Genomic DNA, 26,190 nt, shown 5'->3' on the forward strand with positions numbered 1-26,190 from the left:
AAACTCAATCCTTCATCTTGATTGGATTCACCACGCTCAATCCCTCAATCCAGTCAAAATCAGCCACATTCCGGGTGGCTAATACCTGCTGATGCTCCAGTGCTGTTGCGGCAATGACCGCATCGCCCAATGACATTTTGCGTTGCTGGCGCAGTGAGATAGCTCGACTAATAATGAAGCTTGACACAGGATAGACGTTAGTAAGAGTAAAAAGCTCGGTCAGATCGCGCCTATCGAAATCACTAAGATGGTGATAACCCAGCACCTCTAAACGGCTGATATCCGAAGCACAGATCGGCTGTAGCAGACACCACTCACGTAATGATGCAAATTGTGGCTGAATGGCATAGATAAAGATATTGCTATCCAGTAGCACCGTTACTCTCTCCCCGGCAGGGGGCGGTCCTTGCGAATCTCCCGTTGCCATGCTGCGGGATCGTCAATCTCCCGAAAAGCGGTGCCGCGTTCGGCGATTTTTGCCATCAATTGTGCCACTTTAGCGCCATTCGGCTCTTGCTCCTGATGGGGAGAAGTGGTTGGAGGGAACGTGAGTTTATGCTTTAGATATTCGACAAAATGGGTCACTTCCTGCTGCATGGCAGGGGGTAAGGTTTCAAAATCGTTTAGTAGTTTTCGGGCTGTAGAATTCATCATGCTGTATCCCTAAATGACTTTGATCTTGCCGGTGACTGTGGCGTTGATCAAGACGGTTTTGTATTCTTTGAGGGCTGTGATTTGGCCTTGCTTGATGGTGATGCCGTTGTCGATTTTTTCGCAATTCGCTTTAATATCATTAACGATTGCGCTTTGCTCGTCGCCGGGCGGAAGCAAAACAATAGTCTCGCCAAGCTCCTCTTTGTTGAGATGCGGTTGCGCTGAACGCATTCTCAACAAATAGAGTTGCTCGTACAGAATATATGGACATAGCAGTGATAAACTCAAAAATGCTTCATTTACGCCATGTGGAGTAACAACCATGTCATAACCTGCAACTGCTCCATCAAACTCAATTGGGACTATGGCGGAATCACCTGTATAAGCACCACTTCTTACGACAATGATTTCACCCTGCTTCAAGAAAGCATTGCGATCTCTTGGCACCCCTGCCGGGGCAACAAAAATAAGTCCTTTTGGGTTAATTTTCCCTCGTTCCACGTTGGTGGCGCGCAATAACGGTAAACCGTCCTCAGTCTCTCTTGGGGGTTGTCCGAGTCCGTACCTAATTAGTGCAATATGTTTTAGGCGCTTCACCTCCCAATGCGCCGGAATTTGACCGATCCAGTCGATGCCGCTGTCCTTCATGGGGGCATCGGGGTTCAGGCCACGGGTGATGGTTTCTTGGATCAGAATTTGCCGCCGCTCACGCAGCAGCGCGATTTGCGCTTCCTTTATGCGCACCGCCTCGTCGATCTTCTCTGAGACTTCGGCGATGTGCTGGACAATCGCCAACTGTTCGTTGCGTGGCGGAACAAGCGTCAACAGGTTCTTGAAATCGTCCCAATACAGCCGCTTGCGGAAATCTGTGATGCCCTTGGAACCGGAATCCATCTGCCGAATGAACGCCGGACAGCGATACAGCAATTCGAAGTAGTCTGCGACCAGCGCCGAGCTTGGTCTCGCAACAACATAGGCCGGGCTGACCATGCCATGCACGGATACAGCACCGATGCCGCCCTGCCATGCGCGCATCATGTTGTAGGCTACGTCGCCGGGTTTCACTTCCTTGTAGGTGGTGCGGTCCTCAATCTTGATGATTGAACGGATGTTTTCTTCGTCGCTCAACTCCTCGGACGACACGCCACTGTGGATCGACACCGACAAGACCGGCAGATCGGCACGACCCGAGACTTTCATTTCGCGGAACAGGGCGAAGTTCCGCCGTACCTCCCAATGCGCCGGGATTTGGCAGATCCAGTCGATGCCACTGTCCTTGTAGCGGTCATAGGTCGGCCAGGCGGCAACGCTCATTACACCACCCCCGACAAATCAGCCGCCTTCACCCCCAAAATATCCGCAATCAACCCATCCGCCTTCTGCTCCAGCGCAAGAATATCCCGCGTCACGGCATCCAGACTGCGCAACGGCTTGTGACGATAGAAATACTTGTTGAAACTGATCTCATAGCCGATCTTCACCGACTCGAGATTGATCCACGCCTCCGGTACATGCGGCTGCACCTCAGCCTTGAAATAGCGGTGAATGCTGTCCTTCAGCGGCACCGCCTCACTATCGCGCAGATCGCTGCTCGACTCATAACTCAGCCAACCGCCATCAGGCTGGACATACCACCCGAAATCACCCAATTCATCAACCCGACAACCGTAACGCCCAGCCAGCGCCTCCAACTCATCCTTACTGAAACACTCGACCTTAGAAATCACCTTCTCCGCATCCTCGGCATACCAACTGACCGCATTCAAAATCGCGTTCTTCTCCGTCGCTGTCAGCTTGATCTTACGCGCCTTCAACACCTGCCCCACACGCTCGCGAAACACATTGAAATCCGCGGACTCCTCGCCACCGATTGCCTCCATCAACTGCCGCCCGACCCCGATCAACTCACGCTGACGCAACCACAGACCGACATCGACCAGCTTGGCCCGCTGCTTGGCATTCAGCCCGATCTCCCGCTCCTCACACCAACGCTGAATCGCCTTCGCCTGCCCTTTCAAAAACCCGGATTCATACACCTGATCGCCATGCTCGGCCCACAACTGCCCCATCGGCTCACGCAGCGACCGATCGAAACGCAGCGGCTCCAGCCGCTCCGCACTGAACTGAGCACGACGACGATCCGGCCGCTCGATGCTCACCTTGTAATAACCGAAATCACTGTTATCGAAAATCTGAACGGCAATCCCAGCCGGATCGCCATTCGCATCCACTCGCCGCTCAACCGGCTGAAACGCCAGATAAGCCGCCGTAATCTGCTCGATATGCTCAGGCGCAAATTCGCAATTCTTATCGCCGAGATTCTTACGCAGCTTGCGATACAGCAGATTCGCATCGATCAACTGCACCCGACCGCGCCGCGCCTCAGGCTTGGCATTGCTCACAAGCCAGATATAGGTCGTGATGCCGGTGTTATAGAACAGATTGTTCGGCAACTGAATGATCGTATCCAGCAGATCGTTTTCGATCAGATAGCGACGGATGTTCGACTCCCCGCTGCCCGCATCGCCGGTGAACAGACTCGAACCATTGTGAACGCTGGCAATGCGCGACCCGACGGCACTGTTGGCGACGGGCTTCATCTTGCCCACCATCTCCATCAGAAACAGCAACTGCCCGTCACTGGAGCGCGGGGTCGCATCGACGGTTTCGCGCCGCCCCCAATAATCGGTCAGCTCCACCTGAAAGCGCGGATCTATGACCTCCTTACCCTCCTTGATGTACTTGAGTTCACTGCTCCAGCTTTTGCCGTAGGGCGGATTCGACAGCATGAAATCGAAGCGCAGCCCCGAGAACTCATCGACGGACAGCGTCGAGCCGACCTTGATGTTCTCCGGGTTGTTGCCCTTGATCATCATGTCCGACTTACAGATGGCATAGGTCTCGTCGTTGATCTCCTTGCCGTACAGATAGACATCGCCCCTGGCCGCAATCGGCCCCTCGGGATCCTTGATGTAGTTCTGCGCCTCGGTCAGCATCCCGCCGCTGCCGCAGGCCGGGTCGTAGATGGTCATCACCGGCGGCAACCGGTCGCTGATCGGGTCGAAGATCAAATGCGTCATCAGATGGATCACCTCACGCGGCGTGAAGTGCTCCCCGGCTTCCTCATTGTTCTCTTCGTTGAACTTGCGGATCAACTCCTCGAAGACATAGCCCATGCCGAGATTCGACAAACCGGGCATCGGATTGCCGTCCGGGTCTTCGGCATCGTGCGGCGTCAGGTTGATGTAAGGCGAGATGAACTTTTCCAGCACATCGAGCAGCACCTGCTTGTTCGCCATGTGCCGCATCTGTTCGAGCAGCTTGAAGCGGGCGATGATCTCCTTGACGTTGTCGCTGAACCCGCCGAGATACTCCTCCACATTGGCCAGCAGAATCTGCTGATTGTTGGTCGCCGTGGCATGGAGCTGCTTCAGCGTCCACTTGCTCGTGTTGTAGAAGACGTAACCCGATGCCGCCGTCAGGGGAGCCTCATCGAGTTCCGTCGCCTGCATCTCCTCGCGCTGGAAACGAACCTCATCCAGAACCGCCGCCTTGGTCGGCTCCAGCAGCGTGTCGAGACGACGCAGAACCACCATCGGCAGGATGACATCACGATACTTGCCGCGCACATAGACATCGCGCAGACAGTCGTCGGCAATGGACCAAATGAAAGAGATCAGTTTGTTATGGGCGGCTTGGTTCACGATCGGTTGCTCGTTTCCTTGATGTGGCTTCCAAAATGGCGGCGCTATTCTGAGTAACGACAAGCGTCGCGGAGCCGGAGTCGGCTGGAGCGACTGGTTGGGCAACGTCTTACAGTCGATGAACGGCTCAAGAGTAGCTATCGCGTCCCCGCGCCGTCAATCAATTGACGCCCCTGCATCCTCCCGCCGCCTGACGCCCGGCACGCCCCCTCGCCAACAGCGCGCCACACCTGAATCGCCCCCCCCCCACCTGCTTGGCCCGACTCCTGCTTAAGCGATCTCAAGGACGCCCCGGCCAATCACCGGCGCGCAACCACCGCTCAAGCGAGGTCCATCATGTTCGAGTCGATTTCTCAGGTCGTGGTCATGGCATTGGAGAGCCTGGATTCGAATCAGGTCACGGGTCTGTTCGTGCTGCTCATGATCGTGCTCTTCGCACTGGCCCTGACCGCCACCCTGACCCGGCGCGCGGCGGCCTTCCAGCAAAGCACGCCGACCTTGCTCACGACCCTCGGCATCCTGGGCACCTTTCTCGGCATCGCCATCGGGCTGCTCGACTTCGACTCCAGCCGGATCGAATACAGCATCCCGCTGCTGCTCGAAGGGCTGAAACTCGCCTTCATCACCAGTATCGTCGGCATCCTGCTAGCGACCGCCCTGCGCCTGACGCAGGTGCTCAAGCGCGACGGTCCGCAGAGCGCTAAGGCACGCGCGAATGCCACGGCGACGCTCGACACCAGCGACCCGGCCGCCCTGTTCAAGCTCCAGATCCAGCTCGCCGACGCCCAGCTCACCGCCACCCGCCAGCTTGGCGAACAGCTCGTGCGGATGGACGCGCGTCTGATCCAGACCCTGGAGCAGCAGCACGACGCACAACTGGCCGCCTTCCGGGACTTCGCCGGCCAACTGAGCGAACTGGGTTCGCGCCAGCTCATGGCCGCGCTCGAATCCGTCATCCGCGACTTCAACGACAAGCTCGGCACCCAGTTCGGCGAGAACTTCCGCCATCTCGACGCCTCGATCGGCAAGCTGCTGGACTGGCAGGTGCAGTATCGCGAGCACATGGACGCTCTGGGGGCGCAGCTCGAACTGGCCGTCGCCGGGGTCGAACGCTCGCAGACCAGCCTCCAGACGCTCACCCAGCAGGCCAGCCAGATCACGACCCAGGTCGAGGATCAGCAATCGACCATGCAGGCGCTCAAGCGCGAGACGCTGGAGCTGGAGTCTGTGCTCGGCGGCGTGGCCGAGCTGCGCGAACGGGCCAAGGACGCCTTCCCGGCCATCGATCAGCGGCTGCGGACCATGCTGGAGACCATCGAGGGCGCGGTGCTCTCGGGCCTGGAAGCCCAGCAGCGCATCGGCCGGCTCGGGGCCGCCGCCTCACCGCCGTCCGCCGCGCGCTTCGGCGCTAACGGCAACCATCTGGATCTGGCGAGGGCCTCGGCATGAAGACCATCCCCTACCCCTGGTCGAACGCGTCGGGCGCCGATATTCCGGCGGAGGACGAGAGCCACTGGCTGACGGTCTCCGACCTCATGGCCACCCTGATGATGATCTTTCTGTTCCTGGCCGTGCTGCACATGGTCCAGGTCGAGCGGCTGCATCAGGTCGAGACCGAGGTGCGCGTCACCGCCGCCGAGTCGCGTCAGGCCATCTATACGGCACTGGAACGCGAGTTTCGTGACGATCTGCCGCGCTGGAACGCCGAACTGGTCGAGCGCACCCTGACCCTGCGTTTTCGCGAGCCGGACATCCTGTTCGATCGCAATTCGGCGCGCATCAAGCCCGAGTTCGAGGCGATCCTCAATGACTTCCTGCCGCGCTATGTCGCCCGGCTCGAACCCTTCCGCGACGTCATCCGCGAGATCCGGATCGAGGGCCATACGTCGAGCGAATGGAATACCGGCACCGCGCCGCTGGATGCCTATTTTCTCAACATGGAACTGAGCCAGCAGCGCACCCAGGCCGTGCTGCGATTCGCCTATGGACTCGACCAACTCAAGGGCGAGGACTGGTTCAGGGGGCGGGTCGCGGCGGTGGGACTCTCGTCCTCGCGGCCGGTGCGGGACGACCAGGGGCGCGAAGATCCCGCCGCCTCGCGCCGGGTCGAGTTCAGCGTCCTGACCGACTTCGAGTCGCGGTTGCTGGAACCGATCCGGCTGGAGACCGACGACAGCCGCAGCCGATAGAGACTCGCGAAACGATCAAAGACGATCTACCTCGCCATGCCGTTCGAGCCGCTCCTCGCGCATCCGCTCGACCGTCCCCTTGATCCGGCTGGCGCGAAAGAGCGCGGCATAGGCGCGATGCAGGAGTTCGGTGGAGCGCGGATCGAGCTCCAAGTCATGCTCGACGCGCGCGTTGGCCCAGCGGTCGAGTCCGCGCGCGCTTGCGAGCAGACGTTCGTAATGGGGCGCAATGCGCGCCCATTCCGACTCGACCCCATCGACCTGGGTCCAGGCGCGCACCAGCTTGTGCGGATGGCGCTGATGGAAGACCCAGTTCGAGCGCCCCTGCAGGACACAGCGGCGCGCGAAGTCATCGACGCTCAGAGTGCGGATCATGGTGCTGATCGCCTGGGCGTCGTAGCGCACGCGCAGACCGGCTTCACGCAGCCGAAAGGCCAGCTCGATGTCCTCGGCGCCGAAGCGGAACACCGGATCGAACAACCCATGTTCGAGCAGCAGGGCGCGCTTGCAGGACGAGCGCCCGCCCCAGAAGAAGGAGAAATCCAGCTCCTGACCGTCCTTGAGCGAGGGATAGTAGAAGAGCTGGCAACCCACGCCCGTGACATAGCGCATCAGCGGCGAGCGCGCCTGTTCGTATCCCAGACCGGTATAGCCGAGCACGGCGGTCTCGACCCGAGGATCCTGCCGATGGCTCAGCCAGTGCCGCTCCAGGGCGCGGCTGTCGAGCACGTCGTCGTCGTCGAGAAAGACCACGATCGGCGCACGCGCCAGACAGACGCCATGATTCTTCGCTGCCGCCAGACCCGAGTTGGGCTGGCGGACATAACGCAGATCGAGCAGCGGCGCGAAGGTCGCGGCGACCTGGGCGGTGTCGTCGTTCGATCCGTCGTCGACGAGCACGACCTCGAACTGTTCCGGGCCGAGCGCCTGGGCGCAGAGCGCACCGAGCGCCCGCGCCAGCAGGGGGGCGCGATCATAGGTGCAGAGGATGGCGCTGATCAGGGGTGTCCGGTTCATGGAGCGATCGCGGTCGGGCCGGTCAATGGATAGGTCGGGTCGGCGATGCAGGCCTCCGACAGGGTCAGATGCGGACGGCGGGCCAGGAACGCCTGCATGGCGGTCTGCGTCTCTGTGTAGTCGTAGGTGCTGACCGGCTTGCGCAGGGCATGTCGGACCGGCACGGCATCGACGATGCCCAGCCGCCGGCCCTGGGACTCCAGGACGACGGGCCAGACGAAATCCAGCCCCCAGCCCATGGGCGCCTCCTCGTCGAACGGCAGGAGCGACGCGAATCCGTCGCGGCGCAGCGAGAACAGCGGTCCGATCTCGACGAAGCGCGTGCGGCGCGACTCGACGCCCAGGAGTTGATTGACGAACTGATGGTCGGTGTAGCCGTCATGGGTACGCGCCGGCTGGGCCAGCGTGAAGTCGCGCGCCTCCTGGATGGCGAGAAAGCGGTCGACGAAGCCCGGCGACAGCTCGATGTCGTCGTCGACCACCAGCAGATAGCGATAGCGCTCGATCTCGGCCTCGGCGAGCAGCCGGTTGAGCAGCACGAACTTGGGCACGCGCTCCGGGCTGTGCAGTCGCGTCAGGGCCTTGAGTTCCGGATCGGCCGGCGCCTCGGACGAGTCGGTGCCGACCGACGCCCAGCGCAGATCGACCTCCCAGTCGCGCGACCCGAGCAATTCGCGCGAAATCGTCGCGGCATGATTGGCGATTCCCGGCAGATAGATGCCCAGGATCAGGACTCGTCGGTCGGTCTCACGCGGCGGCAGGCTCGCCGTGCGCGCCCCGTCCTCGCCGCTCCGGAGTTCGACGGACTCCGGCCGACCGCCGGTTCCGGCAGCGGGCGAGGAACCGGCGACCGGCTCGGCCGGCGGCTCCGTCAACAGGGCACGCAACTGTTCAGCCACTACGGGCGCCGAATAGCGCGCCCGCATCAGCGCCAGCCCCGCCTCGGAGAGACGCGACCACAGCACCTCGTCGCGATAGAGGCGCACGACCGCCGCCGCGAACGTCGCCGGATCATCGGCGATCAGGGCGTCCTGCTCGTGCGTCAGCCCCATGCCTTCGGCGCCGATCCTGGTCATGACCACCGGCAATCCCTGACTCAGACTCTGGCCGATCTTGCCCTTCATCCCGGCGCCGTGGCGCAAGGGCGCGACGAAGATCCGCGCTCGGGCGAAACAGGGTTCGACTTCGGCCACATAGCCGACCGCCTCGATGGCCGGCGAATCCAGTTCGCGGACCGAGTCGGGCATGTGACTGCCGACGATGCGCAGACGCACCTCGGGCAGCTCGGCGCGCACCAGCGGCAGGATCTCGGCGGCGAAATACTGCATGGCGTCGACATTGGGTTCGTGCTGGAAGCCGCCGATGAAGAACAGATCACGCCGTTCGCTCAGGGGCGCGGCCCGGTCGACGACCGGATGGACGTTCGGCAGCACACGCACGTCGAGCCTCGGGTCTTCCTGGAGCAGACGCGCGCGTTCGTCCTCGGTGATGGCGATGACGCGATCGGCGGTACGCGCATTGGCCAGTTCGAGCCGGCGATACCGATGCGCGCGTTCCAGCAGCTCGGTCGGATCGGCGGCGAAGGCCGCGCCGCGCTCGAACCGCACCCAGTGCAGATCGACCGTGTCGTAGATGACCGTCGCCTGGGGCGCATGCGCCCGCACAGGCGCCAGATAGACCTCGGCGACCTCGGGACGCGAGATCCAGACCTGCCGGTACCTATGCCCCTGGGCGATCAGGTGTTCGAGCGCCGCCGACGGACCGACGAACGTCCTGATCCCGCGCGCGCACAGTGCCTCGGCATAGTCCGGGCTCTCGGCCTCGCGATCGCCGATGAAGTCGACCGCCAAGCCCGACTCCAGCAGCAGATCCAGGATCAGGCGCAGACGAAAGGAGCCGGAGTCGAGATCCGGCGTCGGCGGCTTCCAGTCGATGACGAGCAGCCGATCGGCCGGCTCATCGAGCGGCGGCAGCAGGACGCGCCAGTCGCTGTCCCAGGCCGGCACGTCGAGCACGGCCATACGGCGCGACCCGCGACCCGCGAGCGGTCCTTGCAGCAGCCAGTGCTTGATCCGCTGGCGCCAGTGGATGTCGATGGGCAGGGCGCGCCAGAGCGGGCGCAGCAGATCGATCGGACTCATGTCGGGTCGGGTGATCGTACAGGTTCGAAAGACATGGCTGACACTCGGAATAATCCTCTGATCGTCGAAACTGGCTTGCCGGCGGCCGCGTGAAGTCTGCCCAGAATCACGAAAAAACGCCAGTGATACGCCATCGGATGCCTCGATCCCCGATCCTCCGGTCGGCCGGCGCCACAAAGGGGCTAACCCTCGCTTGCGCGATGACGTACACTGCCGCTTTCTCCGGCAGAGAGGTTCCCTATGTGCAATACCTGCGGCTGCAACATCACCTCCGGTAACGAACATCTGATCCAGGGCGACGGGCGTCATGCCCAAACCGCCGACGGCAAGGCCGCCGTCGCGGTGCTCCAGGGCCTGCTGTCGGAGAACGATCATCAGGCCGCGCACAATCGCGAGCATCTGGATCATCACGGCGTTCTGGCGCTGAACCTCATGTCCTCGCCCGGCGCCGGCAAGACCAGTCTGCTGGAGGCGACCATCGAGGCGCTCGGCCAGGAGCTGCGCATCGCGGTCATCGAGGGCGATCTCGAGACCGAGAACGACGCCGAGCGCATCCGCGCCAAGGGCGTCCCGGCGATTCAGATCGCCACCGGCAGCGCCTGCCATCTCGACGCCCATCTGATCCACGAGGCGCTCCACCGGCTGGATCTCGACGGCATCGACCTGCTCTTCATCGAGAACGTCGGCAATCTGGTCTGTCCCGCCAGTTTCGATCTGGGCCAGCACCGCAACGTCATCCTGATCTCGGTCCCCGAGGGCGACGACAAGCCGGCGAAGTATCCGGTCATGTTCCGCTCGGCCGATCTGGTGCTCTGCTCCAAGTCCGATCTGCGCCCCCTGATGCCCGAGTTCGATCCCGAACGCGCCGAGCGTCATCTGCGTGCGCTCGCCAGCACGGCGCCGTTCGAGAGCGTCTCGGCGCGCTCGCACGCGGATCTGGAGCCCTGGCTACACTGGCTGCGCGATGAGTTGCAGGCCCAGCGCACACGGCTGGAACTCGGGCGCACGATCCGCCCGAGCCACCGGCACGACGGCGAACACAGCTCCGGCCTGACGGGCACGGCCGCGCCCGGACACCACCACCATCATCATCACCATGAGCCGTCGCCCACGCACGGCTGATCGGCCAACGAATCATGGATGTCAGCCGACCGGCGCCCGCTGCCGGAGATCGAGATCAGGATGAGTAAAAAACCATAAAACCCGATCTGGAGGATTCATGTCAGTGCCTGTACAACGCAAACACGCGCTCCCTGTGCTGGCCTTGAGCGCCGCAGCGGCCATCCTGGCCTATGCACCCGTGGGCCAGGCCTTCAATTTCGGCAATATGATGAATCCGAACCGCTGGTTCGGCGGCGACCGCGACCGTTACGACGATCGCTATGACGATGCCTACTGGGGCGGCGGACCCTATGGCCCAACCCCTTATGGCGGCTATGGTTATCCCGGCGTCTATGGCGCCCCCTACGGGATGCCCTATGGCGTTCCAGGGGTCGGCGCGCCGCCTGCCGGCTATGGGGCCGCTCCGGCTCCCGCCCCCACGCCGGCGCCGGCGCAATCGACTCAGACTCAGCCCAGTGTCGATCCGGGCGAGGTCGAGGCGCTCAAGCGCCGGATCGAGGAGTTGGAGTCGCGCCAACCGCCGGGTCAGCCCCAGCCGCGGAATCCCGAATGGCCGGCGGCCCCGGCCTACCGGCCCATGAATCAATACTGAGCCGCGTTCGAACCGCGTCCGGGACACCGAGCCATCTTCGCAGGTCCGTATCCAATCATGAGGACAGGCACGGCGCTCCGGATGACGCGGTTCGAATCGCCCCGTGACTTCGCATGCTTCAGTACGACACACCGGGTTCAACCGGCGCCTTGGACGGCTCGCCCTGAATGACCATCGCGCGCGCCCAATACACGAGTCTCGTCGAGATCGCCGTGCGCTATCTGCCGCGGATGCTGCATGTGCTGCGCACCGAGGGGGCCGGAGTCCTGCTGCGCAAGCTGCGCCGGCGGCTGCATATCCGCCCGCTCGCGCCCAAGGGACCGCCGACCCTGCTCACACTCGACGAACCCTTCGATCCCATCGCCTTTCCGCACCATGCCGCGCCGCGCGTCTCGGTCGTCATCGCGATCCAGCGGCCGCTGCGGGCCATCCATCACTGTCTCGCCGCGCTCGCCGGCGCCGAGACCCGGACCACGTTCGAGGTCGTCCTGGTCGCCGGGACGATCGATGATCGGACGCGCCGACTCGCCCGCTATCCGGGCACACGACTGATCCAGTCACCGAGCGCCTCCGGACCGGCCGCTGTACTCGATCAGGGCGCGCGCGCGGCTCGGGGCGACTTCATCGTCTTTCTGAGCGACGACACCCAGGTCCAGCCCGGCTGGCTGGACGTGCTGGTGCAGAGCTTCGAGGAGACGCCCGACGCCGGCATCCTCGGCAGCCGTCTGCTCTACCCCGACGGACGCCAGCGCGAGGCCGGACGCCGGATCGCCCCCGATGGTTCGATGCATCGACTGGGCCGGCTGGACGACCCGGATCAGCCCGCCCACGGCTATCGGCGCGTGGTCGACGCCTGCTCGCCGGCCGCGCTCGCGATCCGCGCCGAGCTGTTCCGACGCCTGGACGGTTTCGATCCGACCCTGGTCGACGCCGATGAACTGGCCGTCGATCTGGCCCGCCGGGTGCGCGCCGACGGTCGGCGGGTCTACTGTCAGCCGCTCTCGCGCGTGGTCCGGTTCGGGTCCGTCGACCCGTGCCGGGTCGAGCCGAAACCCGGCGATCACTCTGCCGCGCTCGTCCAGGCCGCCGACGAGACGCGAAGGCGCGTGCTGGTGGTCGACAGCTACATGGTCACGCCCGACCGCGAGTCCGGCTCACTGCGTATGCTCAACCTCTTTCGCATCCTGCAGGGACTCGGTTATCAGGTGACGTTCGCCGCCGCCAATCTGGAGGCCCCTCAGCCCTATGTCGCCGACTTGCAGCGCCAGGGGTTCGAGGTGCTCTATCGGCCCCATGTGCGCTCGATCGCCTGTCATCTGGCCGACGAGGGCGCGCGCTATGATCTGGTGATCCTGAGCCGGGCCGACGCCGCCGCGCAGGTCATGAACGCAGCGCGGCGCCACTGTACGCAGGCGCGGATCGTCTTCGACACGGTCGACCTGCACTTCCTGCGCGAGCAGCGGCTCGCCGAGCTGCTCGGCGATCGCGGCACGCGCCTGCTGGCCGAGTCGCGCAAGCGTCAGGAGCTGGAGCTGATGCGTCGGGCCGACCTGACACTGGTGGTGAGCGAGGCCGAGCGCGACCTGCTGGCCATGGAGGCGCCGGACGTCGCCGTGCGCGTGGTCTCCAACATCCACCAAATCTTCGGCTCAGCCAATCCGCCCGAGGCGCGGCGTGATCTGCTCTTCATCGGCGCCTTCTCGCATCCGCCCAACCGCGATGCCGTGCTCTTCTTCTGCGACGAGGTCATGCCGCGACTGCGCGCCCGTCTGCCCGATCTCAGGCTCAAGGTCATCGGTTCCGACCCGCCGGCCGAGGTGCTGGCGCGCGCCGGGGACGCGGCCGGTGTCGACGTGCTGGGCTATGTGCCGGACGTCGCCCCCTTCTTCGCCGGCTGCAAGCTCTCGGTGGCGCCGCTGCGCTATGGCGCCGGGGTCAAGGGCAAGATCAATCAGAGTCTCGCCCACGGGCTGCCGGTGGTCGCCACCGGGACGGCGATCGAGGGGATGCATCTGGTCGATGGCGAATCCGTCCTGGTCGCCGACACGGCCGAGGCCATGGCCGGGGCGGTGATCCGTCTGCATCAGGATCCCGAGCTATGGCGACGGCTGTCGGCGGGCGGACTGGCGGTGATGGAAGCGCATTTCAGTTTCGCGGCGGCCGAGCGGGCCGTGCGCGCGGCACTCGTTCCGGAGTCCAGCTCGTGACCGATCTCGATCCCCCATCCATCCCGGCCGTCAGTCTCATCCTGGTCAACTACAACGCCGGTCCGCTGCTCACCGAGGCGGTGGGCGCGGCGCTCGCCTCCAGCGTTCCGGTCGAGGTCATCGTCAGCGACAACGGGTCGCGCGACGACAGTCTGGAGCGGCTGAGACAGGTCCATGGCGGAGACGCGCGTCTGCGGATCCTGGAGAACGGCGCCAATCTCGGTTTCGCCGCCGCCAACAACCGGGCGCTGCCCCTGGCACGCGCCGAGCGGCTGTTGTTCCTCAATCCCGATTGCCTGGTCGCGCCCGACACGCTCGAACGTCTGATCGCCATCCTCGACACCCGTCCCGAAGTCGGGATGATCGGCTGTCTGGTGTGCGATCCGGACGGCGCCGAGCAGGTCGCCTGTCGGCGTGCCATCCCGGATCCCTGGATCGCGCTCCGGCGTCTCCTGCATCTGGATCGCTTGAACCCCGCCGGCGAAGGGAGGCGTCTGGATCAGCGCCATCAGCCGCTGCCGACCGTCCCGGTCGAGGTCGAGGCCATCTCGGGTTCGTTCATGCTGACGACGCGCCGCGCGCTGGAGCGGGTCGGTCCGCTCGACGAGGGCTATTTCCTGCATTGCGAGGATCTCGACTGGTTCGTGCGTTTCCATGAGGCCGGGTTGAAGATCCTGTTCGTGCCGGACGTCCGTGTGATCCATCACAAGGGGGCCTGCAGCACTGGCGATCCGCTGGCCGTCGAGCGTCACAAGCATCGCGGCATGGTGCGCTTCTTCCGCAAGCATCAGGTCCGGCGCCATTCGCGCGCCTTCGGCTGGCTGGTGGTGGTCGGCATCTGGATGCATTTCGGACTCAAGGCGCTGTCGATTCGGCTCGGACCCAGGGGGCGTCGATGACGGGCGCGACACACGAGAGCCATTTCGGCTCGGTCCTGGTGACTGGAGCGACCGGCCAGGTCGGGCGTCGGCTCGTCTCGGCTCTGCTCGAAACCGGGCATCCGGTGACCGTCCTGACCCGCTCGCCCGAGTCGGCACGACGGCTGTGGCCGAACGACCGGGTCGCGGTGCATGTGGGAGACCTGACCGAGGCCGCGACGCTCGCCGGACTCGGCGAAGGTCTGAAGACTGTCCTTCATCTGGCCAGCTATGCCCCGCGCCCCGACGAACCGGATCTCTACAACGCCCCAGATCACTGGCGCGTGACCGCCGAAGGCACGGCCAATCTGGTCGCGGCACTCGCCGGGTCAACGATCGAACGGCTGGTCTATGTCAGCACCGTCAAGGCGATGGGCGATCGTGCGGGCGCGCTCGGTCGGCCGGCTGGCACCGACACGCCGCCCGAGCCTGACTGTCTCTATGGCCGCGCCAAGCTCGCCGCCGAGCACAGGGTGCTCGAATTCGGCCGCGCGCGTGGGATCGAGGCCAGCGTGATGCGTCTGCCGATGGTCTATGGACTCGACGGCGCCGGCAACATCACGCGAATGGTCGCCGCCGTGGCCGCCGAACGCTTCCCGCCCTGGCCGCGCCTCGACAATCGGCGTTCGGCGATCCATGTCGATGACGCCATCGCCGCCGCGCTCCTGATCGCGCGTCACCCGGAAAGCGGCGACCGGACCTATATCGCTACCGATGGCCGGCCCTATTCGACGCGCTGGATCTATGAGCAGATCCTGTCGGCGCTTGGGCGTCCCATCCCTCGCTGGACGGCGCCGCTGTGGATGCTGCAAGGCGCCGCACTCGGCGGCACGCTCGCCGAGCGGTGGATGGGGCGACGGATGCCGTTGACGCGCGATGCGCTCGTGAAGCTGACGGGCGATGCCTGGTACGACTCCAGTGCGCTCACGGCCCTGGGATTCGTGCCCCGGCACGGGCTGGCGGACGAGATCCAACGTCTCGCACGACCCTGGCAGGCCGCCCCCTAATGTTCTCGGGATATGGCCATGCCCGGAGCTGCGCCTATTCCACCGTCACGGATTTGGCCAGATTGCGCGGCTGATCGACATCCGTGCCCTTGAGCACGGCGACGTGATAGGCCAGCAGTTGCAGCGGGATGGTGAAGATCAGCGGGTCGATCAGATCGTCGGTCTCGGGCAGACGCACGACCGTCACGCCCTCCCCCTCCTCCAGCGGCACCTGGAAATCGGCGAAGACGATGAGCTGACCGCCACGGGCGCGGACCTCTTCCAGGTTGGACTTGAGCTTTTCGAGCAGTGCATTGTTGGGCGCCACGGCCACCACCGGCATCTGCTCGTCGATCAGGGCCAGTGGACCATGCTTGAGCTCACCGGCCGCATAGGCCTCGGCATGGATGTAGGAGATCTCCTTGAGCTTGAGCGCGCCCTCCATAGCGATGGGGTATTGCTCGCCGCGCCCGAGAAAGAGCGCGTGCTGCTTGTCGATGAAGCGCTCGGCGAGCGCCGCGACGGTCTCGTCGAGTCGCAGCACCTCCTCGATCTTGCCCGGCAGGGTGCGCAGCAGCGCCACGAGTTCGGCTTCGGCCGCCGCATCGAGCCGATGGAAGCGCCCGAGCGCGATGGTCAGCAGCAGCAGCGCCGCCAGTTGGGTGGTGAAGGCCTTGGTCGAGGCCACGCCGATCTCGGGGCCGGCCTGGGTGAGGAAGACCAGATCCGACTCGCGCACCAGCGAGCTCTCGGGCACGTTGCAGATGGCGAGCGTCGCCGCATAGCCGGAGGCCCTGGCCTGACGCAGGGCCGCCAGGGTGTCGGCGGTCTCGCCCGACTGTGAGATGGTCACGAACAGCGCCTGCTCCGGGACGACATGGCGCCGATAGCGATACTCGCTCGCCACCTCGACCTGACAGGGCAGGCCGGCGACGGCCTCCATCCAGTAGCGCGCCACCAGCGCGGCATGGAAGCTGGTGCCGCAGGCGACGATGGTCACGGCCCGAATCTCGGCAAAGAGGGCGGCGGCCTGATTGCCGAAGGTCTCCGGCAGGACGCGGTCACTCGTCAAGCGTCCTTGCAGGGTGTCGGCGATGGCGCGCGGCTGCTCGAAGATCTCCTTCTGCATGTAGTGCCGATAGGGGCCGCGCTCGGTGGCCTCGGCCGAGACCGTCGAGGTCTTGACCGGACGCTCGACGACCCGGCCGTCACGATCCCAGATGCGCACCCGATCGCGCGTCAGCTCGGCCAGATCGCCTTCCTCCAGGAAGATGAAGCGATTCGTGACCGGCAGGAGCGCGAAGACGTCCGAGGCGATGAAGTGCTCGCCGAAACCGACCCCGATCACCAGCGGACTGCCCTGGCGCGCCGCGACCAGATGTTCGGGGTCGGCGGCGTCGATCACGCCCAGCGCATAGGCCCCGCGCAGGCGCCCGGTGGCTGCGCGCACCGCCTCGACCAACGACAGTCCGTGCGCCAACTCGGCGTGGACGGCATGGACCGCGACCTCGGTGTCCGTCTCCGAGGTGAAGACGTAGCCGGCGGCGAGCTGTTCGCGCCGCAATTCCTCGTGGTTCTCGATGATGCCGTTGTGCACCAGCATACAGCGGTCGTGACTGAGGTGCGGATGGGCGTTGTGGGTCGCCGGCTCGCCGTGGGTCGCCCAGCGCGTGTGGGCGATGCCGAGCGTGCCCGGCAACGGATCGGCCGCGACCGCTTCGGCCAGACGCGCGACCTTGCCGAGCTCGCGCCGCCGCTCGAGCCGGCCCGAATCGTCGAGCACGGCGAGGCCCGCCGAGTCGTATCCGCGATATTCGAGCCGGCGCAGACCTTCCAACAGGATGGCCGCGACCGGGCGTTGAGCGATGGCACCGACGATTCCGCACATGATGACGAGAGACTCCTGATCCGGACAGGGTTCGAAGCCTAGTCACTCGGCGGCGTGCTGTAAATCGGTTTGGAGCGCTGACGATCTCAAACGGCCGGCCAGGATACAGCGTCCCGTGTCGTCGCTTTTCAGACAAACTTGAAGAGGCACGGAGCTGGTGCTCCAGGCTCGTGGGCAGCAACGGCGGATCACACAGCGCGCGGGCCTCGGCTCGAACGCCGGATGGTTAGCGACCGACGCCAGTTTGTCGGCGTAGCGGCGGCCACGCGGGCTGCCGGCGCCGATCTGTTGCAGTTCCTTGTCGAGAAATTCAGGCGCCGCTCCCGATAGCTCGGGGCGGGCTGGAATGACGGGTGGACGCCCCGGTCTTTCAGCGCATGGGCTTGGCGGGAGCGGCATCCGCTGGGGTGGCTCGAAAATTCGAACCTGACCCCTTCCCTCCTTCAGTGCTGATCCGAAGCCAAGCGTTCGACGGCAAGCCGATAAGCCACGCTATCTTCGCGCTTGGCCACCGCCATCACCATGACGATCAGTACATCGTCCTTCACGCGATAGACGAGACGCCAGCCGAGTTTTCGCAGCTTGATTTTGTAGCAGCCCTGCAAGCTGCCATGCAACTCCGAACCGGGTACGTGGGGTTGCTCCAGACGTTTCTTGAGTGCTTTGCGAAGCGGTTCCTTGATGCTGCCATCAAGCGCCTCCCATTCGGCCAGTGCCGGCGGCACAAACTTGAGCCGGTACCGGGTAGAGGCTTCCAGATCGATGTCAGATTTTGTCAATGTCGACCTCGATGGCCTCGTCTTCGTAAGCCAGACGGTTACGTACCAACTCTACCAGATCGTGGTCGACCAGATCTTCGACCATCGCCGCGAAAAGCTTTGGCGTGATCATGTAAAAGGCCGGGCGGTTGTGATTCAGCACCGCCACGGGCTTCTCACCGGCGGTACGCAGAACCTGTGCCGGGTTGCGTTTGAATTCGGACATGCTGATGGAGTAATCGGCGTAGATCGTGTCCATAGTCGGCTCCTAGATAATATCAGCTACAAATATAGCGCCAAATCGGGTGCTTTTTCAATCAAGGTCGTCTGTGATGGGAGTTCTGGCGTTACGCGAAGAGGGTATCGGCGGTCATGCGGCCAGTAGCCGATTGGCGGGTGTGGCTGGGAGTCGGTGAGCCGCGAGCCATGCGAACCGGCGCACGGACAGTCGACCCGAGCGCGAAAAACCCCGCTCCCGATGGCTCGGGGCGGGGCTGGAATGACGGGTGGACGCTCCGGCTTTACAGCGCGGAGGCTTGGCGGGAGCGGCGTCCGCTGGGGCAGGCTCGAAAATCAATTCGAACCTGTCGTTTCGTCAATTCATGGCCCGCCAGATCGGTCATCCCGGTCTCGCTCACCTGCTGATCGCGTTGATCAAGAAAAGCTGGGGGAACGGCCAGCATGACCGAACCGCCGACCTTGCGAAAATTTTTTGTGTTCATCATTCGCCTCCAGCGGATCATTTGGACTTTGGTTTTGGGACCGCAGCCGATGTGGAGAAAGGTTCGGGTCACGGACGGTGGCTCCAGAAACTGATCGCGCTCACCGCCGCCGAGCCTGCACGCCAGGCGACTTGGATCTGACGTCGCGCATTCGATCCGAGCGCCGGGTCATCGCGATCCATCCAAAGCAGGGTGTGGGTATCGAGAATCACCTCCACATCAATCACATCGGCCAGACGCCGTAGCTGGTCTTTGGTCAGGTCTGCCACGACATTTTTGGCGTAGGCGTAGACCAAGTAGCACTGGTCATCTCGGCAAGAGAAAACGTGGTCCGTCCGTTTTCTCGCTCAGTGAAAAATGGTCTCAGGCGTGTCGGCGGTGAGGATACGATCCAGCCAAGTGTCCAGTTGCTCCAGTTCCGCCCGTTCAATGCGTTCGCGGTGTCTTTGCGCCGCTTCGGGTCCGAATTTCCGCGTGAGTTGGCGCAGCAGCGTTTTGGCTTCGCCTTGCTGCACACCCTTCTCGATCCCCGCTTGTTCAACAGTCGTGACATACGGCATACGCAGTTGCTCCTCGTAGGCATAGAGTGTTTGGCGGAAGTCGGCCTCCAGCGCCTGGGGCAGGCGGATCATCCAGTCGATGAGGCGGAAGACTTGCAGGATCAGCGTCTCGCTGTAGCCGCGCTCGTACATCCGGCGGATGAGACGGAATTTCCAGCCTTTGAGCGTCTCGGCCTCGTCGGTGACCTTGGCGCGGATCTGGGCCATGACCACCAGGGCGAAGAGGTTGTCGCTCGCTTCCAGTTCGGCCCAGCGGTTGGGGTCGACGTAGTCGAGCAGTTTGACCATCGGGAAGCGGAAGGCGATCCCGCAGCCCCAGAGGCGATGACGGAACTGGCTGGGGCGGAAGCTCGCCGTGGTGTCGGTGAGCACCGCGAGGCTGACGACCTCCAGGCCATAGCGGTCGCGCAGTCGAGTTTGGTAGACGAACATGCGCTCGCCGAAGTCGCTTTCGGGATCGCCCTGGACCTCGACATGGATGAGCACGGCGATCCGGCGACCGTCGCGGGCGCGCACCCGCACCAGTTTGTCGGCGTAGCGCCGACCGCGCGGGCTACCGGCGCCGATCTGTTGCAGTTCCTTGTCGAGAAATTCCGGCGGCACGCGCCAGTCGATCCGGGCGTGAATAGCCGGGAACAGCAGCGCGAGAAACTCGGGAAAGAAGCGTTCCAGGGCTTCTTTCCAGGGGCTGTCGTAGTCGCTTTTGGGGGCTTCGGCTGAGTTGGCGGTATCGGCTGTCATGGGGCGAGTTTAGCCGATTCGCCGGCGGGGGTGGGAGCCATTCCAAGCGCGAGCCTACGGCTATTGCATATACTGTCCCTTTTCACTCCCCTTTTCACTGTGGTCGAGGCGGCGGGGTTGACGGTCGAGACGCGGCCATAAGAGGACCGGTTGACGTGTTCCGTGGGGGCGGCCTAATGCGGGCCGTCCGGTCGGGACATTTTTTCTTGGCGTGTGGTGAGTGGTCGGGGAGAGGCGGCGGGCACTGAAGGCGGATCAGGATTGGCCTCAGGTTGCTCAATAGACGCGCGAGACGGGTCGCTGGAGCCGTGACCCTGGGATGAGTGAGGCTGGACGAATAACCGGCCGGATTGAACGCCTCAGCAAGTGTCGTGGTTGAGAGGCCGCCGCGGTGATGCTGGCTTGTCACAGTCCCATTACGGGACTACACTTTAACTATGAGAATCATCGCCATCAGCCACCTGAAAGCCTTCTGGGAGCAGTACCCAGATGCCGAGCAACCGCTCCTGGCCTGGATCGACGAGGTCAAGAAAGCCGCCTGGCTCTCGCCGAGCGACATCAAGGAACACTATCGCAGCGCGAGTATTCTCAAGAACCGCCGTGTCGTCTTCAACATCAAGGGTAACGACTACCGGCTCGTCGTAGCCATAGCCTATCGCTACGGCGCCATCTATGTGAAATTCATCGGCACGCACCGTCAATACGACGCGATCGACGCCGAAACCGTTGAAATGGGGTAAGCGCCATGAATATCCGTCCGATTCGCAACGATCAGGACTACCGTGCAGCACTCAAGGCGCTCTCGCCGCTGTTCGACCATGAGCCGGAGCCGGGCACTCCGGAAGGCGACTACTTCGACGTCATGCTGACCCTAGTGGAAGCCTACGAGACTAAACACTTCCCGGTCGATCTGCCGAACCCTGTCGATGCCATCAAGTTCCGCATGGAGCAATCAGGGCTGACTGCGAGCGACCTGGCTCCGGCGATTGGTCGCACCAATCGCGTCTACGAGGTGCTGAACGGCAGGCGCTCGCTGACACTTCCGATGATCTGGAAGTTGCACAGCCAGTTCGGCATTCCGGCCGAAAGCCTCATCAAGCCCATGCAGCGCGCGGGCACCTAAGAATTCACCACCGCCGACTCGGCGATGGTCGTTCTGACCAGCGAAAACGCCGCTTGCACATCCCCGGACTTTGCCACTCGATAGTCGGGATGCCGCTTGACCGTGATTTCAGGGCTGTGAATCACCACTGGCGGAAAATCGCGCCACAGGGTTCAGGCCGGCTTAAGCGTCATTGTCGAACAGATCCCGCGTTTCAGTATCTCGTTGGCATGGCTTTGGTCCCGGCTTTTGTCGCTTGAGCGCACGACCGAGGCGCTGCTCCAAGGCTTCGACAAAGTCTTCACCGCCGAGCGGGCGCCCGGTGCGGGCATGGGCGTGCAGGGCTTCGACGGTGTCCTTGTCCTCCGGCTCACCAAGGAAACGGCGCCAGTCTGAAATCAGATTCAACAGCGGCCCGACTTGGACAAACGCATCATCCGCTCCCGCCAAATGCGCGCGCGCACTCGACCACGCCCAATCCTCCGGCCGTTGGCACAGACGAGCGCGCACGGGATTCAGCTCCACATACCGAGCGGCGGCGATCAAATGCCGCTCATCCATGACAAACGAGTGAAACCGCTCCTGCCAAAGATGCCCGCGCCAGCCTTGGCGAAAATTGATCATCCGGGTATAGCGCCGATGGGCTTCACCCAACGCATCACGCAAACCAAATTCCGTCGCGGGCACCAGAATCAGATGCACATGATTGGGCATGAGGCAGTAGGCTAAGACCCGCGTTTCGCAGGCACGACAGGAGCGCGATAGCAAACGCCGATATTCAGCGTAATCATCATCGCCAAAGAAGGTTTGTTGGCGCCTGTTGCCGCGCTGCGTCACATGATGCGGCAACCCCGGAACCACCACGCGCGGAAGTCTTGCCATTGTTCCGTCAACGTCTCACCCGTCACAAACGCCTTGGCAAGATTTTAACCCCATTTTGCGTTCTTCGTCTAGGAATTAAGTATACTGTCCCCGGAATTCGAATTCCTGTCCCCGGAATTCGGGGAATTCGGAATTCGGCAAGCGCCGCAGCGGTCTTCTGCAGAAGATCGCGGCTCCCGCCCCGAGCACGTCGGAAAGTTGATTAACCCGGGGGCAATTCCAGATGTCGTCAGGGGGGCAAATCTTCGTGTCGCTTGACACGTTACAAAGGCCCTTATGGAAAAACCCTGCCCCTCGTGAGAAGGACAGGGTTCGAAGGCTTTCACCTCAAGCACCCACCCGAGGGCGGGGCAATGAGGTTTGGGCGCAGGTGTTGGGTTGCGCGTGCGCAACCCAACCTACGCTGCTGTCCCCGGAATTCGCTGGAAGTGTGGAACCGGGTTAGGCGGGATCAGTCAGGGGAATTAAGTATACTGTCCCCAGAATCCCTGTACAGAGATAATAGTCATCATCGTTATGATGTCGAATCCATCAAGATTTCGTGACATTCAATATACCATTTCCGCACGGCAACAACACAGTACGGTTTGCGTCGCCCCGTAGGATGGGTAGAGCGAAGCGAAACCCATCGAACCCCGCGACACGGCATCAGAACCGCGCACACAAAAAAACGCCCCCGGTTTCCCGAGGGCGTTCAAGTCTGTCTTCAAGGTCGGCGGCTCGATGGGTTTCGTGACCGAGGGCGTCCGTGCCCAATCTTCAATGTTGTTCCACGGTCACTCTACCCATCCTACCTTGCTACCCGGCTGTCATGGGGTGAGTTTAGCCGATTCGGTGGCGGGGTGGGAGCGTTGGGCGCAGCCAGAAAGGAATTAAGTATACTGTCCCCGGAATTCCCCAGGTCAGTGGCTCGATGGGTTTCGTGACCAATCGGCGTCCGTGCCAAAAGTCAGCGTCATACCGTGGCCACTCTACCCATCCTACCTTGCTTGCCCTTCAGGTCAGGGGGCCAAGCGGGAATTAAGTAAACTGTCCCCGCCCCCCACCGGAACCACCACTCGCGGAAGTCTTGCCATTGTTCCGTCAACGTCTCCCCCGTCACAAACGCTTTGCCAAGACTTTAAGCCCATTGGGCGTCTTTCGTCTAGGAATTAAGTATACTGTCCCCGGAATTCCCGTTTGGTCAGGAGGAAGCCCCCGATGTCCCTAGGGCGTTCAAAGCCGCGCCATGTCATCAGGATGGCACCATAAAAAACGCCCCCGGTTTCCCGAGGGCGTTCAAGTCATACCGTCAAGCGTTGGAGCAGTGAACGATGGGTTTCACGGCCATTCGGCGTCCGTGCCAATCATCAAGCGGCGTGCCGTGGCCGTTCTACCCATCCTACCTTGCTACCTTGCTTAGGAGAAGTTAGCAATGTTGAAGGTTGCCGCATTGGTCACGTCTGTAAGGACGCCAACAATGGCCACGTCGCCAACTTCAACCGTTAAGTCGGGGCTGTTGTCAATAGCCTCATTTACATAGATGATTTGAGTCTGGTCCGTCCCTTGGATCACCAGAACGCTCACAGCATTGTCAGCGATCGTCGTGCTGAATACTTTGCCAGCCCCAAACAGGTCACCAAAATCGCCACCCGCAAAGTCCTTACCGGCAATCGCTGCATTGAAGTTAACGATGTTGATCGAATCGTTAGCGATCGTCGCGGCGGACGTCAGATTACCAATGGTCGTAAGCGTACCAGGGACAGTACCGATGAAGGCGTCGACATCCAGAACGTCGGCACCGGCGGCTGTCCCGGTGTTAAATCCGGTAATGGTATCCTTGCCATTGCCCGCGCCCGTACTAGCAAAGATAGCGGTATTCGCGCCGCCCCCAGTTAGATCAATCGTATCGTTGCCGCCGGAGCCCGTCACGGAATCGTTTCCAGCACCAACGTGGATCGTATCCCCTTGGCTGGTCCCAACGATCACATCGTTGTGCCCGGTACCCGTAATGGTTGTACCGTTGACTGCTGTCGCAGAGCCAGTGTAGGTGAGAATGCCGTTGGTCAGACCAGAAGCATCAACGGTACTGACGACTGTATTGCCCGAAGTATTCGAGTTGATGGTAAAGTTGGCGTCCTTCGCGGTGAGGTTGATTTCCTTGAGCTGAGGGTCAGTAACCACCAGCGTCGCGGTGCTGGTGCCAGCAACGGTGTCAGGCGCCGAAACATTCAGTGTCTCGACATTATTTGCCGTGAACGTGTATGTCGTGTCTGTATTCTTGTTGGTACCGACATTCAATACATCCGTCTGGGAGGAATCTGCACCTGTCAAGCTCAGCACGACAGCGCTCGGAGTATCCGCAAAAGTGACGTTCGAACCCGAAGCCAGGCCAGTGATGGTGGCCGCGCCAACAGTGCTGGCAAACGAGATGCTGTCGGCGCCAAACCGGGAGATATTGAGGTTGGTCGTACCAGCAGCATCCGCAACCTCAACGGTCTTGATACTGCTGATATTGGCTGCGGTTGTTGTGAAGGCCGCGAGTTGAGTGATATTGGCGGACAGGGTGTCGTCACCATCACCACCGTTGACCACATCATTCGTATTCAGAGTAGCTGCAAACAAGAATTTGTCGTTACCGTGGCCGCCCGTCACCTTCATGTCACCGCCTAGGGCCACGTCAAGCGTGAGGTTACCAGTGGCGTCGGTCGCATTCACAGTGCGCAGCAAGGTTGACCCAGTATGGGTATCCGTGATAACTACATCGCCATCACCCTTGAGATTCAAGGTTGCCAACTTGTCGGCGGCCAGGGCAGCAATGGTATTACCGGTGTCGGTGGCCGTCTTCTTGCCCGTTGAGTCAATGGTCAGGGTCTCAACACCAGCAATCGTGACGTTGTTTGCCTTGCCCAAGTTCATCTTCAGGGTTGATGCATCGGCTGAGCCAGTGACATCGTTGTAGCTCACCGTCAAACTGGCGTAGGTGTTAGCCGTCGTATTCCCGATCAAGCCACCCTGGATGCCTGCGACAACAGCCTTACCAACATTGTTCACGATCAGGGTACTGTTATGACCTGCAGTGGCACTGGTTGACCCCACCGAGTTCAGCGACCAGACCTGCTCGATACCGGTACTATTAACACCAGAGAAGGTCGCATCAGTTCCATTCCCGGCCCCTGTCATCGTGGCCTTCACGAACTCCACTGAAGTCAACGAGGGAGCGCGTACAATCGTTCCAGTCGTGTTTGCAGTAACGCCGAATTGCAGCGTGTCGGTTCCGCCACCGCCGTTGATGATGTCACTGGTTGACAGAGTGCCGTCAGAAAGACCACGGAACAAATCATCGCCATCACCGGGCTTATAGGTCAGGACGATTTGGCCGTCGTTCATGATCGCCGCACTCGGCGTAACGGAATCCGCACCTGCAGTGAGCGTAATAGCGCGCCACTCACCAATCCCTTTACAAGTCAAAGACTTACGCGCGTTTTGAAGCCCTCGAAGCGCCCACTTCCGACCACTTTCCTACCGCAAAAGGCAGATTTTCAGTCTGATAGGATATTTTCTTTGTCTTTTCAAAGACTTAGCCGCGTCACCTATCTATATAGACGCAATTTGCAGCCAATCCGACGTACCAACTACCTACCAACCGAAGCCATCTAGTGCAAAGGCCACCCAATGTGTCTCATCAGGTGGCCTTTGTGCCTTTTTGGTGGCTCGGGATGCTGTGCTCATTGTGGCGCATCAGGCGGATTTTGTGCCTTGAGGATCACGCCTATCGCCCCGTCATCGCGGGTGACGAATTCGATGCCGGCCAGGGTCAGGGCCTTGGCCACCTTGTTGATCGTGGAGCCACGGCTGTCGGCCAGTGCCCCTTCCATGCGCAGCAGCGCTGACATCGAGATGCCCGAGGCCTTGAGCAGGTCGTCCCGGCTCCAGCCCAGCATCGCGCGTGCGGCGCGGATCTGTCTTCCGTCGATCATGGTCGACTCCTTTTTGGGTAGGTAAATATTCTGGTCTATTAGACGCTTT

Annotated in this window: 24 protein-coding genes; 9 read left to right on the plus strand and 15 right to left on the minus strand. The window is 62.2% G+C overall.

Features of this window, described 5'->3' with window-relative positions; all coding sequences use genetic code 11:
* Positions 1-4 precede the first annotated feature (4 nt).
* The 4 genes from HW932_RS12210 to HW932_RS12225 are packed head-to-tail and all read right to left on the minus strand — an operon-like array spanning position 5 to position 4,358.
* Positions 5-376, minus strand: a complete 372-nt coding sequence (locus HW932_RS12210; protein ID WP_222932338.1) for a type II toxin-antitoxin system VapC family toxin — start codon at positions 374-376, stop codon at positions 5-7.
* 2 nt (positions 377-378) lie between these two features.
* Entirely contained in the window at positions 379-654 is a 276-nt protein-coding gene (locus tag HW932_RS12215; protein ID WP_222932339.1) for a DUF2281 domain-containing protein, read from the minus strand.
* 9 nt (positions 655-663) lie between these two features.
* Positions 664-1,968 (minus strand): restriction endonuclease subunit S, encoded by a 1,305-nt coding sequence (locus tag HW932_RS12220; protein WP_176976764.1) that lies wholly within the window; start codon positions 1,966-1,968, stop codon positions 664-666.
* Complete coding sequence (locus HW932_RS12225) at positions 1,968-4,358, minus strand: N-6 DNA methylase (protein WP_176976765.1); 2,391 nt, start codon at positions 4,356-4,358, stop codon at positions 1,968-1,970. The genes HW932_RS12220 and HW932_RS12225 overlap by 1 nt, the downstream gene beginning before the upstream one ends.
* 336 nt (positions 4,359-4,694) lie before the next feature.
* Here HW932_RS12225 and HW932_RS12230 point away from each other — a divergent pair, with 336 nt between their 5' ends.
* Both HW932_RS12230 and HW932_RS12235 read left to right on the plus strand, forming a co-directional pair.
* Positions 4,695-5,807: a hypothetical protein gene (locus HW932_RS12230; RefSeq protein ID WP_176976766.1), complete on the plus strand. Its 1,113-nt coding sequence runs from the start codon at positions 4,695-4,697 to the stop codon at positions 5,805-5,807.
* Positions 5,804-6,547, plus strand: coding sequence for an OmpA/MotB family protein (locus tag HW932_RS12235; protein WP_176976767.1), 744 nt, complete (start codon positions 5,804-5,806; stop codon positions 6,545-6,547). The genes HW932_RS12230 and HW932_RS12235 overlap by 4 nt, the downstream gene beginning before the upstream one ends.
* Before the next feature lie 15 nt (positions 6,548-6,562).
* On the opposite strand, the gene HW932_RS12240 is transcribed toward HW932_RS12235, so the two are convergent.
* A complete protein-coding gene (locus tag HW932_RS12240) occupies positions 6,563-7,564 on the minus strand; it encodes a glycosyltransferase family 2 protein (RefSeq protein WP_176976768.1) in 1,002 nt (333 codons plus the stop codon).
* Positions 7,561-9,705 carry a glycosyltransferase gene (locus tag HW932_RS12245; protein WP_176976769.1) on the minus strand — a complete coding sequence of 715 codons (2,145 nt, stop codon included), beginning with the start codon at positions 9,703-9,705 and terminating at the stop codon, positions 7,561-7,563. Before HW932_RS12245 ends, HW932_RS12240 begins: the two co-directional genes overlap by 4 nt.
* A gap of 240 nt (positions 9,706-9,945) precedes the next feature.
* On the opposite strand from HW932_RS12245, the gene hypB reads away from it, so the two are divergent.
* The 5 genes from hypB (at position 9,946) to HW932_RS12270 (ending at position 15,550) form a co-directional block, all read left to right on the plus strand.
* The gene (gene hypB, locus HW932_RS12250) at positions 9,946-10,827 is read left to right on the plus strand and encodes a hydrogenase nickel incorporation protein HypB (RefSeq protein WP_176976770.1); all 882 of its coding nucleotides are present in this window, start codon (positions 9,946-9,948) and stop codon (positions 10,825-10,827) included.
* A 97-nt stretch (positions 10,828-10,924) separates the two neighbouring features.
* Positions 10,925-11,419 carry a hypothetical protein gene (locus tag HW932_RS12255; RefSeq protein ID WP_176976771.1) on the plus strand — a complete coding sequence of 165 codons (495 nt, stop codon included), beginning with the start codon at positions 10,925-10,927 and terminating at the stop codon, positions 11,417-11,419.
* A 167-nt stretch (positions 11,420-11,586) separates the two neighbouring features.
* Positions 11,587-13,626 carry a glycosyltransferase gene (locus tag HW932_RS12260; RefSeq protein WP_246296795.1) on the plus strand — a complete coding sequence of 680 codons (2,040 nt, stop codon included), beginning with the start codon at positions 11,587-11,589 and terminating at the stop codon, positions 13,624-13,626.
* Positions 13,623-14,525, plus strand: coding sequence for a glycosyltransferase family 2 protein (locus HW932_RS12265; RefSeq protein ID WP_343047353.1), 903 nt, complete (start codon positions 13,623-13,625; stop codon positions 14,523-14,525). The genes HW932_RS12260 and HW932_RS12265 overlap by 4 nt, the downstream gene beginning before the upstream one ends.
* Positions 14,522-15,550 (plus strand): NAD-dependent epimerase/dehydratase family protein, encoded by a 1,029-nt coding sequence (locus HW932_RS12270; protein ID WP_176976773.1) that lies wholly within the window; start codon positions 14,522-14,524, stop codon positions 15,548-15,550. The genes HW932_RS12265 and HW932_RS12270 overlap by 4 nt, the downstream gene beginning before the upstream one ends.
* A 34-nt stretch (positions 15,551-15,584) precedes the next feature.
* Here HW932_RS12270 and glmS read toward each other — a convergent pair whose 3' ends face one another.
* The 6 genes from glmS to HW932_RS12300 all read right to left on the minus strand — a co-directional run bounded on the left by glmS (position 15,585) and on the right by HW932_RS12300 (position 20,198).
* Positions 15,585-17,417 carry a glutamine--fructose-6-phosphate transaminase (isomerizing) gene (glmS, locus tag HW932_RS12275; RefSeq protein ID WP_176976774.1) on the minus strand — a complete coding sequence of 611 codons (1,833 nt, stop codon included), beginning with the start codon at positions 17,415-17,417 and terminating at the stop codon, positions 15,585-15,587.
* 443 nt (positions 17,418-17,860) lie between these two features.
* Positions 17,861-18,196 carry a type II toxin-antitoxin system RelE family toxin gene (locus tag HW932_RS12280; protein WP_176976775.1) on the minus strand — a complete coding sequence of 112 codons (336 nt, stop codon included), beginning with the start codon at positions 18,194-18,196 and terminating at the stop codon, positions 17,861-17,863.
* Positions 18,183-18,434 carry a type II toxin-antitoxin system prevent-host-death family antitoxin gene (locus HW932_RS12285; protein WP_176976776.1) on the minus strand — a complete coding sequence of 84 codons (252 nt, stop codon included), beginning with the start codon at positions 18,432-18,434 and terminating at the stop codon, positions 18,183-18,185. The genes HW932_RS12280 and HW932_RS12285 overlap by 14 nt, the downstream gene beginning before the upstream one ends.
* 262 nt (positions 18,435-18,696) lie before the next feature.
* Positions 18,697-18,897: a hypothetical protein gene (locus HW932_RS21645; protein WP_222932341.1), complete on the minus strand. Its 201-nt coding sequence runs from the start codon at positions 18,895-18,897 to the stop codon at positions 18,697-18,699.
* 68 nt (positions 18,898-18,965) lie between these two features.
* The gene (locus HW932_RS21650) at positions 18,966-19,166 is read right to left on the minus strand and encodes a PIN domain-containing protein (protein WP_222932342.1); all 201 of its coding nucleotides are present in this window, start codon (positions 19,164-19,166) and stop codon (positions 18,966-18,968) included.
* A 78-nt stretch (positions 19,167-19,244) separates the two neighbouring features.
* Positions 19,245-20,198 carry a DUF4351 domain-containing protein gene (locus HW932_RS12300; protein WP_176976777.1) on the minus strand — a complete coding sequence of 318 codons (954 nt, stop codon included), beginning with the start codon at positions 20,196-20,198 and terminating at the stop codon, positions 19,245-19,247.
* 437 nt (positions 20,199-20,635) lie between these two features.
* Between HW932_RS12300 and HW932_RS12305 the strand changes: the two genes are divergently transcribed.
* The gene (locus tag HW932_RS12305) at positions 20,636-20,938 is read left to right on the plus strand and encodes a type II toxin-antitoxin system HigB family toxin (RefSeq protein ID WP_176976778.1); all 303 of its coding nucleotides are present in this window, start codon (positions 20,636-20,638) and stop codon (positions 20,936-20,938) included.
* 5 nt (positions 20,939-20,943) lie between these two features.
* On the plus strand, positions 20,944-21,321 hold the full coding sequence (locus HW932_RS12310) for a helix-turn-helix domain-containing protein (RefSeq protein ID WP_176976779.1): 378 nt from the start codon (positions 20,944-20,946) through the stop codon (positions 21,319-21,321).
* A gap of 162 nt (positions 21,322-21,483) precedes the next feature.
* Here HW932_RS12310 and HW932_RS12315 read toward each other — a convergent pair whose 3' ends face one another.
* The 3 genes from HW932_RS12315 to HW932_RS12325 all read right to left on the minus strand — a co-directional run bounded on the left by HW932_RS12315 (position 21,484) and on the right by HW932_RS12325 (position 26,141).
* Positions 21,484-22,182 carry a transposase gene (locus tag HW932_RS12315; RefSeq protein WP_176976780.1) on the minus strand — a complete coding sequence of 233 codons (699 nt, stop codon included), beginning with the start codon at positions 22,180-22,182 and terminating at the stop codon, positions 21,484-21,486.
* Between the two features lie 1,398 nt (positions 22,183-23,580).
* The gene (locus HW932_RS12320; RefSeq protein ID WP_176976781.1) at positions 23,581-25,551 is read right to left on the minus strand and encodes a beta strand repeat-containing protein; all 1,971 of its coding nucleotides are present in this window, start codon (positions 25,549-25,551) and stop codon (positions 23,581-23,583) included.
* Positions 25,552-25,889: 338 nt separating this feature from the next.
* Positions 25,890-26,141: a helix-turn-helix domain-containing protein gene (locus tag HW932_RS12325; RefSeq protein WP_176976782.1), complete on the minus strand. Its 252-nt coding sequence runs from the start codon at positions 26,139-26,141 to the stop codon at positions 25,890-25,892.
* Positions 26,142-26,190 lie beyond the last annotated feature (49 nt).

The organism is Allochromatium humboldtianum, from assembly GCF_013385175.1.
Taxonomy (GTDB): Bacteria; Pseudomonadota; Gammaproteobacteria; order Chromatiales; family Chromatiaceae; genus Thermochromatium; species Thermochromatium humboldtianum.